Below are 16,743 nucleotides of genomic sequence, written 5' to 3' on the forward strand. Positions count from 1 at the left end.
CTTTCTAATTGAAGTCACCCCGAACGAATGTGAGAAATCTCCGCCTTTAAGGGGGAGTTAGAGGGGGAGAATTATTAATCCCCCTCTAAATTAGGACACCCTCCTCCAACTCCACCCGAAAAATAGTAGTTTGTCATTGCGAACGCAGTGAGAAATCTTCGCCTTTTAGGGGGAGTTAGAGGGGGAGAATTGCAAGTCCCCTCCAATTAAAGAAGTGTATCTTTTTAAAATGTGGGAGAACTACTATTGTGTAACAGTTACCTCCCTTTGTATTTTATCAGGTAGGCGGAAGAAACCAATTATTATATTTATCCATCCAACAAAGGCAACAATAATTCCAATTAAAATTATTGTCAATATTACACCCCAGAAGAGTTGATCTCCTCCCTTTTTGATGTAATCATTTGAAAACTCATTTCCGATTAACTCGAAACTTTTCTTCATATAGTAAGTTGAGAAAATTGCTGAAAAATAAAGTAAAACTAAAATCATCACAATAAGACTTTTTGGCATGTTTTCTAATGTTCCGTGTGTTAAAAATAATGCAAGGACTACAACCAAAAATGCAATTTGAATTGTAAAAGCTTTGAGATAATTCCTAAAAATTTCAATATTGCTAACCTTTTTTGAAATTAGATATAGAGATAAAAGAAGAAGTAATAGTACTATAAAAGAAGAAAAGTCTCCAAAGGGATTCGCTAAGATAATCCGAATTCCACTGCGATTAGTAATGCTTAATACAATTGAATTTAGAAAAGGCAAAATCAAGGCAATCAAAGCGATGATCTTTTCTTTTTTAATATCAATTTCTTCCATTTTAACCCTCCTTTTACGTTATCTGTCTTTTAAATCTTTTAAAATTTTTTTACAAGTTCAAAGAAGACCTTCAAATTCCTTTGTTTTTACCCTTGCGGTTCTTTTGAGACATCTCCTCCTATTTCGTCCGGAAGTGTAAAGAAACCTATTATCTCAAAAATTTCACCAATAAGGACAATAATTAAGCCAATACCAAAAACAATTGTAAGAATTGCACCGATAAAAAGTAGCATTCCTGCCGTCTTAAAATGTTGATTAGACAAACTATCGCCGACTGCATCAAAGCTTTTCTTAACAAAATAGTTGGACGCTATGAGAAGCCCGTAAATTACAAGTAAAAGCAAAATTGCCCTAAATCCAAGGCCTCTTAAACCTCCCATAAAGCCTGTGCCAAAACTAAAAATGAGTGCAAGGCCTCCCACGACAACAAAAATTAACATCACAAAGTAATTTATAAGTTGTAATATGAAACCAGTTAAGTAATTTGAAAAGATATCAGGATTTTGGACTTTCTTGGAAATTTCATTTAGTGCCATAAGAATTAGGATAATGGATGCAACACCTAAAATAAATGAGAGGCCGTAGCCACGTCTAACAAAAAGTGATCCTATTAGTGGCAAAATTGCGCCAATTCCACCCATAAGTTTTGCATTTCTTAATTCTACTTTCTCCATTTCAACCTGGTCCTCAAAAGTGTATAAAACTTACACTTTTGGTAGGCCTACTTTTAGTCCGCCAATTCAGGTTAGCCATATAGCCTACAGGCGGAATTTGGCTAACCATAGTCCCTGCACCAAGCACAGGAACTAACCTTCTTGGTATCCTATCCCAATCCGTTAAGAGTGTTTTTAACGGAGAGAAGTCCCTTACAAAGGATTTACCAAGAATAGGAATACCAAAGGCTGCCTTAACAACTCTCCAAAGTTTGTATGAATACTTAAAGTATTCATCTCTCACAGGTTCCTTCCTTTGGTTTACCTGTTTTTGAGTCTTTGGGTTACTATTAAGGTTTTGTATATTAAGTTTTAACAACTTAATATCTTTATTAATTTTACTTACTTCTTGCTTTATTGGTTTTCTTTTATAGATGTTTTTCTCATTCTTTAAAAGTTCCTTTAGTTCTTCTTTTTTCTCTTCTAATTTGGCTATGGAGTATTCTAAATATTCTTTATTTGATAATAGTTTTAAGTAGTTTTCTGGTATATCATCTTTATAGCCTAATCCTCTTCTACCTATAACATATGCTCCTGCTATATCTTTATCTATTAAATACTGAGGACAGTATTTGTATGCTCCTATTATGCTTGTATAGGCTGGATTTACTTCAATTACCTGCATACCATTTCTTTGTCCTAATATTTTAATTTTGGTTAGGAGTGATTTGTAAGACCAATGCTCAAATCTTTTTCTTAGTTTTGGTTTTCCATCGCCTCTGTAACCTTTGTTTATACCTTCTAATCTTTCTATTGCAATAGCTTTTTCATTTTCTTTTGCATAGTTTATGACCTTATAGGCTATTTGCCACAAAAGATATTCTCTTTGGTTCTTAGTTTTTCCTATTAATTCATGTAGACTTATTGGTTTATATCTTATTAGATTTCCATCTATACTTACATTGGCTAATGCTATGTGAATTGGTGATGCATTTATGTCTAAGCCTACAATACCGTTTTCTTTTGTGTATTTAATTTCTGGTATAATTTCTTCATAACTGATGTTTGCGTATATTTTTCCGTTTTTTTGTTTTATTTCAACTGAATATGGAAAGTAGTTGTTTGTTAATTCTGCCTCTGTTAGTCTCCATATGAAGTCTATCCATTTGTCTGTTCCTCTTTTTACTTTTCTTATTATTTTTGCTTTTATCCATTGTCTATTATCTGTGTTTATTCTTAAATACCAATTATCGTTTTCTTTTATTAGTCTTATGTTTAGGTTTCCTGATTTTGTTTTGTCTCCTCTTGAGTATAGAAGTAATCTTTTTTCTTTCCATTCTCTTTTTAGTTCTTTATATCTTTTACCTGTTAAGTGTTTACTTTTTAACTGGTTAAATAGTTTTCTGCCACCGAATATAACTTTTGTAGGATTTTTGTTTAACTCCTTGTATGAGTTTATGACACTTTGGGCTTTCATTATGGCATCATCTACATATCTTGAGTTTATGTTAAATATGGGTTGTAATTCTTTTTTAAGGTCTTTTCTAACTTTGCCTTCTAACAATCTCTTATATGCATATCTCATACATGATGAGAATTTTCTCATTAGTTTCAAGAGTAATTCTTTATCTGTTTTAGAGAGTTCTAACTCACACTGCAAGGTTATCATGAATGGTTACTCCTTTTCTTTCCAAACTTAAAATAGTCCCTTTACTTATCCCATAAATTTCTTTTAAGTTTTGCATAGTTAGTAGCTTTCTATTCTCCATATTTAACAGCAAATAATTTTGTATACTTTTTGTCAACTGTTTTTTACCTCCTTTTAAAAGATTATTATATTATAACTCGTTTAAAAATTTTTCAAGTAACTCTCTATATTTTCCAGAATTTACATCTGCTTCCTTAACAAATAATGCCTTTTCAACAACACTTCCAAGAATTTCGTTCAATTTGGTAAGCACAGATTTGTTTCTTTCTCCAAATCCAGACGATGAAACAAATATAATCTCTTTATTAATAAGCGCGTTTCTATTTTTAACAATAAAACTCCTCATTGGAAATGGAATATTGGAAGCCCAGATAGGTGTCAAGATAAAAACTTTTTCAAACTCATCAAAATCAAAAGTTGAAGGCTCAATGTCAACCACTTTTCCAATAATTGTGTAGAAAGCATCTCTAAAGAAATTTCTCTTCAAATTGTCTTTAATCTCCAAAATTTTGCAATCCCGTATTTCTTTGATCGCTTCCCCTAACAACTTGTTTTTCCCTGTCCCTGAAAAATACACTGCAATTTCATTCATTAAGCCCCCTTATTATTCATTTCTTCTACACGAACAACTTGTATTGGATAGACAATTTCTATACCCTCTTTTTTCAAAATATCAAATATGGCAATATTCACCTTTTCCTGTAGTTCCATAAACTTGTTGTAATCAGTTTCATTTATGTAATAAGCAAGTGTAAAAATCAAACTGTAAGACCCGAAACTTGAAAATCTTGCAAATGCAAAAACCGTTTTTTCAACGCTTTCAACAGCGCGTTTTAAAATCTCAGACATTTTTTCAAGTTTTTCCTTTTCTGTTTCATACGCAATACCAATGTTTACTTGAATCCTTCTTGTCGACAAACGAGACCAATTTCTAATAACCTGCGATGTTATAACAGAATTGGGGATATTTACCTCTTCGCCCGATAGGCTTATAAGCCTTGTACTTCTCAAATTAATTTTACTAACAGTGCCCTGCACATCGCCTGTAACAATGTACTCCCCTTCAACAAAAGGCTTATCAAAAATAATTGCAAAATAATTCAAAACATCTTGAATGATTCTCTGTAGGCCAAGCCCAATAATGACGCCACCAATTCCAAATGTTGTAAGTAGTGATGTAATATCAAATGTAGGTATGAAATTCTTTATTATGAAAATTATCCCAAGTAACACAATTATAACTTTTATTGAGATCATTAGGACTTGCATTGCCTTTTTCTGGTCTTCCCCAAGGGTAGATGTTGTTAAAATTTCAGAATAAACAAAATCGATAATCGCAACAAGAACGTAAATTATAGCAATCGCAATAAGCCCTCGTTCAAGAGAGTGTAAAATGCTTCTAAAGTCCTGTAGATTGAGCTGTTCAAGACTTATAAGAAAGGCAAATACGTATAAAATTGGCCCTAACCTTCTAAATAGAAATTGCGTAAGTCTAATACCAAAATTGTCTTTCTTATCCTTGATTTTATCGATGATTCTTTTAAGGATCTTTTCTGCAAGGCAAATAGCAAGAAAAAGAATAGTAAAAATTAAGAGACTAACCAAATATCTTAGAATTGTGTTTCCGAAAATCTCAGTTGTTAGTATTTTATCAATAAGCCTCATGCATATCACTCCTCAAGGATTTTTGCTTAGATTCTCGATCTGTTGTATGAGGTCCTCAACAGCTTTAAGTTCTTCGCCGGCCTTTGCATAGTCACCACTTGCAACATATTTTTTGTAATTTTCAAAGTGCGTTTTCGCAAGGTCAACAAGTTCTTTTATATTTTGTGTTTGCGGAGTCTGTGGCACATTTTGTACCTCTCCGAAGAGCAAGTTTAATGAATCCTCAAAAGTATCACCCCAAACAAGTTTATCCTGTGTTGAAAGAACAATCTTTTTTATTTGTGGGAATTTTGCAGTGTTTGCCTGCAAGTAAATAGGTTCAAAATATATAATTGAAGTATCAATGGGTATTACGAGGAGATTTCCTCTTATTACCTCAGATCCCTGTTGATTCCATAAAGTAAGAACCTTTGATATTTCCGAATCTTGATCAATACGCGCTTCAATTTGAAGCGGCCCATAGACAAGCCTATCTTTGGGAAATCTTAAAAGATTTATTTTCCCGAAATTATCCTTTGAACAGTCAGCAATCATAAGGGCAACAAGGTTACTTTTGTTTAGTGGTGTAAAAGCATATAAGCTTGCAAACGTGTATTTTCCGCTTGAATCTTTAACAATTGCAAAATACGGAATTACGTCCTGTGTTTGTGAATAATACTTTTCTTTTGCAATATCCCATGCGTCTTCTTTGTTGTAGAAAACTTCTGGATCAGCCATATGGTATGTAAGATAAACATAGCCCTGGATTTTCATTAGGTCATCTGGATAGCGCATATGATTCTTCAAAAATTCAGGCATTTCACTAAAGCTATGCAAAAGTGTTGGGAACGCCTTTGAAAGAGTCTTCGCAATTGGATCGCTATTATCAACGATATAGAAAGTTACATCTCCAGTATAAGCATCAATGACGCATTTTACTGAATTTCTTATGTAGTTAACATTTTCATTATAAACATAGACGGGCTCAGAATAGGGATAAAAATTAGAAACAGTATATGCATCAATTACCCAGTAAAGTTTCCCATTATTTCCAAGCACAATGTATGGATCACTATCAAATTTAAGATATGGTGCAATTTTTGAAACTCTATCCTTTATGTTCCTTATATATAGAAGTTTGCTATTCGAATTTATATATCGTGAGAAAATGAAGTTTATATCGTTAAAACTAATCGTGTAGAGAAACCTATTGAAAGGTGTCAATCTAATACCTCGGTTTTCTTTGTATTTTGAATAAACATTCTCTTCACCTTTAGGATAGTCAAACTCATCTGTTCCTGTATTTACAATGATATAGTCATTTGTCAGTTCGCCAAAATAGATCTCTGGTCGTATAACTTGGAGTTCTGGCACAGTTGAAATAGGTGGTATATCCTTTACAAGAAGATCCGGAAGACCTTCTTGGGTAAATTCATTTACAGTATTCATACATATACCATAACCGTGGGTAAATTTGAGATGTAAATTAACCCATGTCTTGGATGTTTCAGGTAAAAGTCCTTGGTCTAACTCTCTTGCAGAGACGAGCACTTCTCTTAATTCATTATTAAGAATATATCTGTCAACATCAACATCATTAAATGTATAGTAAAGCCTTATAGATTGGATCTGTTGATATGTATCTTTTAAGGCTCGCCAATCCCAAAACCTAAAGTTATTAACTATCGTTTGATTTTTAGAAAGAAGATCTTTTGTAATTGGATTTAAGTCTTTTATTTCTGTTATATTTACCTTATCAAGACCAAATCCTTGAAGAGTCCCATTAATGTTGTAAGTGAGGAATGATTTCTCTCGTTGGAGCTCCGTGGGACGAACCACAAGCGCTTGAAAAATATTTGGCACTGTGATATAAAAGACAACCACGACAATAGCACTTATTAAAAGAATCCTGAAAACAGGTCCTCTTGCGGTGAATCGAGGAATTATCGCATAGATTATTAATATTAAGCCTGCTACAAACAAAAGAAGTGCAATAATCCTAAATATAGGTATACGAACATAGAAGTCTGTATATCCAATTCCAAATACTGCACCACCTTTTCGAAACAATAGAGAATATACGCTCAAATAGATCTTAAGAGACACAGAAAAAAGTATTAAGGCTGCAAGTATAGACAAAAGATTTGTTGCATGTAGATTTATCCTTGAAATCTTTGAAAAATTCGGACGTATATACATAAGGTAAACAATTTCTTCAACCAAAAACGCAATTACAAAGATAGAAAGAAGTGTTGATACAATTCCATTCAAGAATGGATATGTAAAAAGATAAAAACTCACATCTCTATGGAAAACAGGGTCAAAAATATTTGATGGGGTTCTATTAATGAACATCAAAACTTGCTCAAATTGGGCAGATGTTGCACTTCCCGTAAAAAAGGCAAGAATAAGAGGCACTACAAACCTTGAAACATTAATAATTCGTTCCCCAACTTCGAGCTCTTCGTGTCTTTTAGGAACGTAAAAAGAAACAAAATACAGTAAGTATGAAATAGAAAATCCAATCAAGAAAAGAGTTATTTTTACGAAAATTCTTCTTAGAAATACGTTTTGATAATTAACACTCTTAAACCAGAGTAGATTCGTAATAAAATTTACCGATGAAAGAAAAATTGTTACAATTATGACACCCAAAACAAGAATAAATACTTCTCTTTTTACAAGATGAAATGGCGGGGTATTAGTCTTAAGTTTATATGCTTTTATTATCAAAGGTAATGCAAAGATAAAATAAAGAATAAAAACAATAAATCCAACCATTTAGTCCTCCTCTTTTTCATTATACCAATAACTCCTAAATCAAAAAAGGCCCGTAGCAACATAAAAAACTTTGCTACGGGTAAAAAACTTACGATACAGGTCAATCCAGAATCTCGTGGTAACTTACAAGGTCAGCTTTGGAACTCATCTTGTCGACGGCTTCAAGCAATAGCAAACCTTGTTCGTTTATACTTGTTTCACCAATGTATCCTGCAGCTCTTGCAAGTTCAAGAGCATTTTGGAAGGCCTCTTTCGAAAGACCTGAAGCCTTCAGTGCTTCTTTTATGTTTTTTGGAAGAATCCTTACCTTACGCTCCTTCACATAAAGCGTTCCGACTTCTCTTAATGCTCTTAAAACTCTTATAAGCAATGGGTTAACAGGAAATCCAAGCCCAGTTGGAACTCCCGACAGAGCCTTATCCATGAGTTTTCCTACTTCGGTTTCGATAACGTTCCCGTCAGGTAATATCTCAATGAGGTGTCGCGCTTCAAGTTTTGCTAAGGCAAATCTAATTCTACCTTCATCAAATTGGTCTTTTAACTTTTCAATAACCTCATCAACAATTGCACCTTTCTCAGGGATAAGCGAGAAAACAGTTCTTTCAAATTTAGTAAGAAGCGGAAGTCTTTCAATGTGTTCTGCAAGATTTGCAAAGAAATAACCATTTTTTGTAGGTTCTTTCGCACCTATAAGTCCTTCTTCCTCTGCCTTTTTAACCCACTCAATATTGGGGGAACTGAATGTTTTTCTTGTGATGGTAATTGCTTTAACGGAGTCGGAACTTACGCTTTCAACATTCCTTTCAAGCACACTCTCTCCCCATTTGGTTATCACAAAGACTTCCTCACCTTCTTCGTCAACGGTACTCTTTATTAGGTCAAAGCTTTCCATGGAGTGCAAATCCGCCCTCAAATCAAAGTAGCCTTCATACCATGCTGAAAGGTCTTTTGCATCTTCAAAAGCCTTTGCAATTTGTTGATATTTCTTTGGCATCTCGTTGAGTTTCCTTCCATAACGCTCAATGAGTTCCTTATACTGTTTTATGCGCCTGCCAATCATCTCTTTCTTTAAATTCTCAAGGGTAGGCCGATCTTTGGGATTTGTCTTTGCCTTCTCCCAGAGCGACTTTATCGCACGAAGTGCCATCATCTCACCTTCCTCTATGTCGAAAGACCAAACTTCCTTTCTTGGACCATCTTTGAGTAATCTATAAACCTCCAATGCCCATTCTCCTGCAGGAAGTAAGTTTCCATCAGTTCCAACATACCCAAGCGATTGCAACGTTTCAAGAGCAATATCCGTTATTTTCTTTTCATCATACCAATCAGCAATCGCTCTGAGAATGTCTTCCGATAGTACTGTTTCTTCTCCAAAACCACCAAGCATTAAAGTCTTTTTTACTGCTTGGCCTAATGCAGTGAAAGCGAATATTTCTCCATTTAGAACAGAATATGCAATGAGCCTCATTGATTCAAGAAGATGTGAATTATGAACCGATAATTTTATTTCAGAGGATCGTGCAGGGCCTATTGGTAAGCCTCTTATAACATTTGCAAGGTCTGAATCGATGATTAACTTTGGTGAAACAGTATATATGTCGAGGATCGCTTTTCCTTGTTCACTTAAAATATAACTCTCCTTCTTAGTTTCAGCATCTCTAACTTTTACAGCAAGACCTCTTTCCATGAGAGGCTCTATGCCAAGAGGACCTACACGCCCAGCCTTATTTGCGGCATCAAGAAGCGCAATGATTTCGCTTCCAATGAATCTAAAATCTGGATCCCATTCCTCAGGTTTAGAAATTCCTCTTTTTTCAATAATAAATAAACTTGAAGAACCATAAGATTCTTCCACATAATTGGATTTCGGTCCAAGAGAATAAAGTTCTCTTAAGACATTTGCAAGTGCCTTGCCCGTATATGTTAAGACTAATTTTATAGGCGTTTCAAAACGAACAAGACCCATAATATCAAGTTCTCTTACCGTATCGCTATTGAGTTGCGACATATAAGTTGCAAACAGATCTTTATTTTCATTTAACAATATCTTTTCAAGAATAACCGCATGCTCCTTCTTAATTACCATAGCCCCCACCTCCCATAATATAAGTTTTTATATTTCTAACAATATTATATTGAGACAATGCATCAGAGTCAATATACTTTTTACAAAGTTCCAAACTCGGTTCATTAAAATGTATATTTTACGCTAAAACACTTGACAAATGCAAAAATGTTCATAAAATTTTTGTGGAATAAATAAATTAATTAGAAAGGAGGTAGAAGATCATGAAGTGGGGAGCAAGAGTTTTAGCATTCATTCTTAGCGTAATGGTTATAGCATTGACAGTATTAGCAGATTTGAAATGGCATTAGAAAGGAGGTAGAAGATCATGAAGTGGGGAGCAAGAGTTTTAGCATTCATTCTTAGCGTAATGGTTATAGCATTGACAGTATTAGCAGATTTGAAATGGCATTAGAAAGGAGGTAGAAGATCATGAAGTGGGGAGCAAGAGTTTTAGCATTCATTCTTAGCGTAATGGTTATAGCATTGACAGTATTAGCAGATTTGAAATGGCATTAGAAAGGAGGTAGAAGATCATGAAGTGGGGAGCAAGAGTTTTAGCATTCATTCTTAGCGTAATGGTTATAGCATTGACAGTATTAGCAGATTTGAAATGGCATTAGAAAGGAGGTAGAAGATCATGAAGTGGGGAGCAAGAGTTTTAGCATTCATTCTTAGCGTAATGGTTATAGCATTGACAGTATTAGCAGATTTGAAATGGCATTAGAAAGGAGGTAGAAGATCATGAAGTGGGGAGCAAGAGTTTTAGCATTCATTCTTAGCGTAATGGTTATAGCATTGACAGTATTAGCAGATTTGAAATGGCATTAGAAAGGAGGGGTTTCATTTATTAAAAATTGACAGAAAAATAACTTAGATATATAATATTAAATGTGAAGAAAACAGAAAAGCGGATATATTTATTGGTTTTTCTTTTGCTTTTATTTTTTTTATTTACACTTGCTTATTCTGTTTATAAATTTAAATTTATCCTAACTAAAAATGATATAGTATTCTTAATCATCTTATTAGCATCGATAATTTTCTCGGATAAGTATCCTGTCATAATTCCAATTGGCACCGAAGTTTCAGAACTATCCGTTTCCACAGCTATAACTTTTACTGTGGCATTCCTCTTTAATCCAACTCTTACTATCATAGTGGTAGTATTAGGTACTATTATTTCAGATATAATCACAAAAAAGAAGTGGTATAAAATCCTTTTCAATACCGCAAATATAGGGACAGCAACGGGAATTACAAGCTTGTTCTTTTCTAAATTTTACAATCCAATTTTGCCTTTTACTTCACCTCAAAACCTGGGAGTAGTAATATTTGGAGCAGCAACTCATTTCTTTCTCGAGTCTTTTTTCCTCTATCTCCTTCTTTCCTTTATCGTAAACAGGCCACTTTTCAGTTTTTATGTGGAAAACATAAAATTCATAGCAGTAGAAGTTTTAACGCTTTACCCACTTGGTATAGTACTCATGTATTTCTTTAAATATAATCCTTTGATGAACGCATTTCTTTTACCATCGCTTATTGCTGTATATTATGCCCTGCAAAGAAGATATGTAATAATTCAAGAAACCAAAAACGCACTTTTTGCAATAGCAGAAGTTGTTGATAAAAAAATACCCGATACAATTGACCATACGAAACGTGTTGCAATAATAACTGAGGCAATCTGTAATGAACTTCAACTTCCATTATCACAAACAAATGAAATTGTCCTTGCGGCAATGCTTCACGATATTGGCAAAATTGTAATCCCAGACTTTATCCTCAAAAAGTCAGATCCAAACGATGATGAAATGGAAGTAATACATCTCCACGTAATCGAAGGAGAAAAAATTGTTTCACGATTATCACTATTTAGAAAAGGGGCAGTAATTATAAGACATCACCATGAAAAATGGGATGGAACAGGATATCCTGATCACCTTAAAGGAGAAGAAATTCCTCTTGGCTCAAGAATTATAGCAATTGCAGATTCATTTGATGCAATGACAACGCAAAGGTACTACCGTGACAGAGTTAAGAGTTTTGACGAAGGATTAAAAGAATTAAAGGCATGTGCAGGAACACAGTTTGACCCAAATCTTGTAGAAATTGCAATAAAAGTGATATCCCAAAAGAGAGAAGAACTTCTCAAGTTAATGTACCCGATACTACAGTCCCAATGACAGTTTTCGTTCTTGTTGCAGCAATTCTTGGGATAATAATAAATAGAGGCTTTGAAGGTGTTGTTGAAAATTCCATAAGAGGATTTTATCTTGCTATAATTGGCTTCATAATTCAACTTGGTATTTTTAGTTCCGATTTTGCATTTTCGGAATATGAATATCTTACTCCTTATTTTTATATTGCCTCACTTGTATTCTTGCTTGCATTTGTCCTTTTGAACCTCAACTATCACGGGATGAAAATAATCCTTGTTGGTTTTCTACTTAATTTCCTTGCAATAATTACAAATGGTGGATACATGCCTCAATATATCGATAAACTAACAATTGCAGGAGAATTTGAAAAAATTGAACTTCTAAAACAATACGGACACTTCTACAATGGCATCCTTGGAAATAGTCAAACAAGGTTAAGACCTCTTACAGATATTATTGCAATTGGAAAGCCAGCAATTCTATCAGGAGTTTACAGTATTGGCGATTTAATAATTATTGTGGGATTGATAATTTTCATATTCGAGTTTACCAAAAAGAAAAAGGGGCGCTCCGGATAAATTTGAAGCTGCCCCTTAACTTCAAAATGCCTTCAAGAGTTTTAAAATTCTATAGGCGATAAGAAACCCTTCTTCACGGGTCATTGGGTCCTTAGGTCGAAAAGAATTTCCATCGCCTACAATGATTCCTAATTCGTTGAGTTTTTGAATTACATCCTTGTATAGATAATCATTTTCCGTCCCTTTCGTTCCGGCAAATACAGTATTAAGCATCTCTTCATATGGGAAATACTTCCCAGGACAAAGCGTTGAGTTGCGCCTTCCTGTTTCATCTGAAATAACATCCTTATGGCGCACGACATTTTCGCTTTTTATATCGTAGCGCTTAACAATATCCTTCAATAATTTTACCCCCGCATCAAATTGTGCAACCTGCATTCTACTTTTTTCAAAATTACCAAGAAAACAAACACCTATACTTTCAAGGTTAACCACGTAATTTGTTGCATGCCATCCGGGAAATTCTTCAGGTTGTCCTTTGAATATTTTTCCCGTTGGCCCCACCATATAGTGATAATCACAAACATAATTTGGAAAATCCTTTATCCACTTTCTTCTTTGGTTTGACATTATTGCATCGGCGAGCACACTTCCATCGCCATAAACATCAGTTGCAGAGTGATGTAAAACAATATACTTTATTTGCCTCACGGCCTACACCTTACTTTCAATAAGGTTTGCAAGTTTCTCAACTGCATCTGACAGTCTATCAATCTTTGCTCCAAAAACGACAAGGAGATAAACTGTAATTGCAATTGGAAAGCCTACATTTTGAATTAAAGTTATAATTTCATCCATATTTGCCTCCCTTTAAACTTTAGGGGGCAATTGCCCCCTGATCTAAAACAAAACTTATGGCACTAAATCTGTAAAAGTCCTCTCAACAATTCCGCCATCAACAAACTGCACCAAATCGCCATTTTTTGTAGTTACAATATTCTTTGCAACAATCAAATTGCCCAAAGTCTCAACCTTTTGAGAAGTAATCGTATCCTTTGGGTTTGCAAACTCCATTGCATATGTCTTACCATTTTCCGTTTTAAAAACAAGCCTTAAAACCTTTGTAGTTATATTAGCCATGCTCTACCTCCTTATGCAGCATAAGTCTTAACAATTCTTCTCCTAACGTCACTTACAGTATCCGATAGAAGATTTATAATACTCTGTGCAACTTCAAATAAATCAGCATCAGTTGCAGAAGGCTTAATACCAGTTATACTTTCACGCCTTGCCTTACCATTTACATCAAATACAATTTCTAATACTCCATTTTTCTCTAAAACAGTCATGTTTACCTCCCATAAAATTTTTGAAGGGTTTTCCCCTTCGCCTAATAATATGTAAGGGGTGTCGAAAATTTGGAAAAAATATTTTCCTTTATACTGTTGCAAATCATTTTAAAATTTGTTAAAATTCATTTATGGATAATGCCAAAATTTTTGTACTTGGAAGTATTAATGTTGACCTTGTCGTTTATGCAGAGCGTTTTCCTGAAGCAGGTGAAACGATTGTTGGTAAAGAATTTCTAATAAATCAAGGTGGAAAAGGAGCAAATCAGGCTGTCGCAGCAAAGAAGGCTTCGGGTAATGTCACCTTCATAGGCCGTGTTGGAAGTGATATATTCTCAACAATAGCCATTAATTCACTCCGAAAATTCAATGTAGAAAATCACCTCATTATTGATGAACATACAGAAACAGGCATTGCAGTAATTAATGTGGATGATAAAGGAGAAAATAGGATTACAATTATAGAAGGCGCAAATGGAAAGGTGGGCAGCGAAGAATTAAAATATCTCAAAAGTAATATAAAAGTTGGAGATTTTTTACTTCTTCAAGGAGAAATTCATGTGGATGTGCTTGTTGAGGCATCACAAATTGCAAAATCATCAAATGCAACAGTGATTTTTGACCCTGCGCCTGTAAAAAATGAACTCACAAAGGTAATACCTTTTGCAGATTTTATTACGCCAAACGAAAATGAATTAAGGAAACTCACAAATTCAAACGATCCATACGAACTTTTGAAACTTGGAGCAAAAAATATTGTTTTTAAAATGGGAGAAAGAGGCGTTAGATTCATTAACGAAAGCGAAGACTTTGTTGTTCCTGCTTTTAAAGTAGATGTGGTAGATACCACTGGAGCAGGAGATACATTTAACGGAAGTTTTGTAGCAGCCCTTTCCAAAGGAATGAGCATTAAAGATGCTTTGAGATTTGGCAATGCAGCTGCTGCAATATCAGTAACAAGAAAAGGGGCTGCTATCTCGTCGCCAACATACGATGAGATTGTCAAATTTTTGGAGGTGCATTGTGAATTATAAGATGATCATTGATACAGATTGCGGTATTGATGATGCAGTAACAATTATGAGTGCGATAAAATACGGGATCGATATTGTGGGAATTACAACCGTTTCGGGAAATGTATATGTGGATCAGGTAACTGATAATGTGCTACGAATTCTTAACTTTATGGGAAGAAACGATATTAAGGTTTTTAAAGGTGCACACAAACCTTTAATTTCTGAAAAAACAACACCTGCAAAGATCCACGGAGAAAATGGTCTTGGCAATGTGGAACTTGAAAAGTCGGAAAAAATCGCCGAAGAGATTCCCGCACCATTTGCAATTTATAAACTAGCAAAAGAAAACCCAGGAATAATCCTTCTAACGCTTGGGCCCCTTACAAATATTGCAATGGCCTTTAATCTTTATCCAGAACTTAAAAATTATGTGTCTAAAATTGTTTCAATGGGTGGTGCAGTAAATGTTGGAAATGTTACCAGATTTGCCGAATTCAATTTCTTTTACGATCCAGAGGCTGCGGAATTCGTTTTAAGGCTTGGAATCCCAATCCACTTGGTCCCATGGGATCCAGTGGTTTCAACACCAATCTTCGAAGATGAACTAAAAGAAACTTTTAAAGGCAAAGAAGGCGCCCTTATACTTCAGATGGAAAAAGCCGTAATGGATTTTGTAGAAAAATCTCGCGGTGTAAGGGGCGTATTTCTCCCTGATCCCATGGCGCTTGTAACATTCCTTAGTCCAAACATTATTAAATCCAAAATCAATACATCAATGCATATGGAATTATCCCATGGCTCCCTTATGAGAGGAGCATCATTTATAGGTGAAGGACACGGGACAGAAATCATAATGGAAGTAGATAAGAGAAATTTCCTGGATTTTTTCAAAAACATATTTTAAGGAGGTAATGCATGAAAAAGGCACTATTAGTGCTACTTGCAGTAGTCTTATTAGTAAGCGTTGCAGTTGCACCAGGTTGTAAAAAGACAACTACAACCGAAACTCAGAAAAAGGTTAAAGTCACTCTTTACATTAACGGAACTCTTGGTGACAAATCTTTCTTTGACTCAGCAAACAGAGGTCTTGAGATGGCAGTTAAAGACCTTGGTGTTGATGGAAAAGTTATTGAGGGAGGTTATGATCCAGCAAAGTGGCAGCCAGACCTTGAGCAACTTGCACAGGGAGATTCTGAAATAATCATTATCGGAACTTGGCAAATGGTTGATGCAGTTACAGCGGTTGCACCAAATCATCCAGACAAAAAATTCATTATTTTCGACACTTCTGTTGACTATTCAAAGGGGAACCTTGGGAATGTCTATTCAATTCTTTACAAGCAGAATGAAGCATCCTTCCTTGTAGGAGCGCTTGCCGCAATGATTACCACATCCAATATGCCACTTGCAAACAAAGATAAAGTTATTGGTTTCCTCGGTGGAATGGATATCCCAGTAATTAACGACTTCAAGGTCGGCTACATTCAAGGCGCACACTACATCAATCCAGATGTAAAAGTTCTTGTTTCTTACGCAGCATCCTTTAATGACCCTGCAAAAGGTAAAGAGCTGGTGCTCGCCCAGTATGACCAAGGAGCAGATATTGCATTCAACGTTGCAGGTGAAACTGGTCTTGGACTGATTGATGCAGCGAAAGAGAAAAATAAATATGCAATTGGCGTTGACTCAGACCAGTATATCATGCTAAAAGACAAAGACCCAGAAGCGGCATCTCATATAGTTACTTCAATGATGAAGAATGTCGATAAGTCAATTTATAGAGCGCTTAAACTTTATCTTGAAGGCAAACTTGAATTCGGTAAGGCAGAATCTCTGGGACTTGCAGAAGATGGTGTTGGTGTAGCAGATAACGAAAACTATCAAAAATTAGTGCCACAAGAATTTAGGGACAAGGTAAATGAACTTGCACAAAAGATCATTAAGGGAGAAATAAAGGTAGATACAGCATTCGGAAGTTAAGAAAATTAGTCTTCACGGGAAGGCATAAATGCCTTCCCTTTTTTCGTTTGG

The 16,743-nt window shown here is 34.9% G+C and carries 16 protein-coding genes; 5 read left to right on the forward strand and 11 right to left on the reverse strand.

Features of this window, described 5'->3' with window-relative positions; translation table 11 throughout:
* Positions 1-243: 243 nt before the first annotated feature.
* From CSE_RS06865 to CSE_RS06895, 7 genes are all read right to left on the reverse strand, one after another.
* Positions 244-816 carry a DUF996 domain-containing protein gene (locus CSE_RS06865; protein WP_014453919.1) on the reverse strand — a complete coding sequence of 191 codons (573 nt, stop codon included), beginning with the start codon at positions 814-816 and terminating at the stop codon, positions 244-246.
* Positions 817-902: 86 nt separating this feature from the next.
* Entirely contained in the window at positions 903-1,490 is a 588-nt protein-coding gene (locus tag CSE_RS06870; protein WP_014453920.1) for a DUF996 domain-containing protein, read from the reverse strand.
* Positions 1,491-1,503: 13 nt separating this feature from the next.
* Positions 1,504-3,138, reverse strand: coding sequence for an IS200/IS605 family accessory protein TnpB-related protein (locus tag CSE_RS06875; RefSeq protein WP_014453921.1), 1,635 nt, complete (start codon positions 3,136-3,138; stop codon positions 1,504-1,506).
* 169 nt (positions 3,139-3,307) lie between these two features.
* Complete coding sequence (locus CSE_RS06880; protein WP_014453922.1) at positions 3,308-3,769, reverse strand: flavodoxin family protein; 462 nt, start codon at positions 3,767-3,769, stop codon at positions 3,308-3,310.
* Entirely contained in the window at positions 3,769-4,842 is a 1,074-nt protein-coding gene (locus CSE_RS06885) for a mechanosensitive ion channel family protein (RefSeq protein WP_014453923.1), read from the reverse strand. The genes CSE_RS06880 and CSE_RS06885 overlap by 1 nt, the downstream gene beginning before the upstream one ends.
* Positions 4,843-4,854: 12 nt before the next feature.
* A complete protein-coding gene (locus CSE_RS06890) occupies positions 4,855-7,602 on the reverse strand; it encodes a UPF0182 family membrane protein (RefSeq protein ID WP_014453924.1) in 2,748 nt (915 codons plus the stop codon).
* A gap of 100 nt (positions 7,603-7,702) precedes the next feature.
* Positions 7,703-9,688 (reverse strand): DUF505 domain-containing protein, encoded by a 1,986-nt coding sequence (locus tag CSE_RS06895; RefSeq protein ID WP_014453925.1) that lies wholly within the window; start codon positions 9,686-9,688, stop codon positions 7,703-7,705.
* Between the two features lie 914 nt (positions 9,689-10,602).
* Between CSE_RS06895 and CSE_RS08015 the strand changes: the two genes are divergently transcribed.
* Both CSE_RS08015 and CSE_RS08020 read left to right on the forward strand, forming a co-directional pair.
* Positions 10,603-11,853, forward strand: a complete 1,251-nt coding sequence (locus CSE_RS08015) for an HD-GYP domain-containing protein (protein ID WP_156785904.1) — start codon at positions 10,603-10,605, stop codon at positions 11,851-11,853.
* Positions 11,850-12,407: a DUF5317 family protein gene (locus tag CSE_RS08020; RefSeq protein WP_014453927.1), complete on the forward strand. Its 558-nt coding sequence runs from the start codon at positions 11,850-11,852 to the stop codon at positions 12,405-12,407. The genes CSE_RS08015 and CSE_RS08020 overlap by 4 nt, the downstream gene beginning before the upstream one ends.
* 21 nt (positions 12,408-12,428) lie before the next feature.
* On the opposite strand, the gene CSE_RS06910 is transcribed toward CSE_RS08020, so the two are convergent.
* From CSE_RS06910 to CSE_RS06920, 4 genes are read right to left on the reverse strand one after another with little or no spacing between them, the layout of a single operon-like run.
* Positions 12,429-13,058, reverse strand: coding sequence for an N-acetylmuramoyl-L-alanine amidase (locus CSE_RS06910; RefSeq protein ID WP_014453928.1), 630 nt, complete (start codon positions 13,056-13,058; stop codon positions 12,429-12,431).
* Positions 13,059-13,061: 3 nt separating this feature from the next.
* Positions 13,062-13,205, reverse strand: coding sequence for a YvrJ family protein (locus CSE_RS08330; protein ID WP_014453929.1), 144 nt, complete (start codon positions 13,203-13,205; stop codon positions 13,062-13,064).
* 54 nt (positions 13,206-13,259) lie between these two features.
* Positions 13,260-13,487 carry a DUF2922 domain-containing protein gene (locus CSE_RS06915; protein WP_014453930.1) on the reverse strand — a complete coding sequence of 76 codons (228 nt, stop codon included), beginning with the start codon at positions 13,485-13,487 and terminating at the stop codon, positions 13,260-13,262.
* Between the two features lie 11 nt (positions 13,488-13,498).
* Entirely contained in the window at positions 13,499-13,696 is a 198-nt protein-coding gene (locus CSE_RS06920) for a DUF1659 domain-containing protein (RefSeq protein WP_014453931.1), read from the reverse strand.
* A 131-nt stretch (positions 13,697-13,827) separates the two neighbouring features.
* Here CSE_RS06920 and rbsK point away from each other — a divergent pair, with 131 nt between their 5' ends.
* The 3 genes from rbsK to CSE_RS06935 are packed head-to-tail and all read left to right on the forward strand — an operon-like array spanning position 13,828 to position 16,692.
* Entirely contained in the window at positions 13,828-14,730 is a 903-nt protein-coding gene (gene rbsK / locus CSE_RS06925) for a ribokinase (RefSeq protein ID WP_014453932.1), read from the forward strand.
* Positions 14,720-15,616 carry a nucleoside hydrolase gene (locus CSE_RS06930; RefSeq protein ID WP_014453933.1) on the forward strand — a complete coding sequence of 299 codons (897 nt, stop codon included), beginning with the start codon at positions 14,720-14,722 and terminating at the stop codon, positions 15,614-15,616. The genes rbsK and CSE_RS06930 overlap by 11 nt, the downstream gene beginning before the upstream one ends.
* 11 nt (positions 15,617-15,627) lie before the next feature.
* On the forward strand, positions 15,628-16,692 hold the full coding sequence (locus CSE_RS06935) for a BMP family lipoprotein (RefSeq protein ID WP_014453934.1): 1,065 nt from the start codon (positions 15,628-15,630) through the stop codon (positions 16,690-16,692).
* Positions 16,693-16,743 lie beyond the last annotated feature (51 nt).

Source organism: Caldisericum exile AZM16c01 (assembly GCF_000284335.1).
GTDB classification, from domain to species: domain Bacteria; phylum Caldisericota; class Caldisericia; order Caldisericales; family Caldisericaceae; genus Caldisericum; species Caldisericum exile.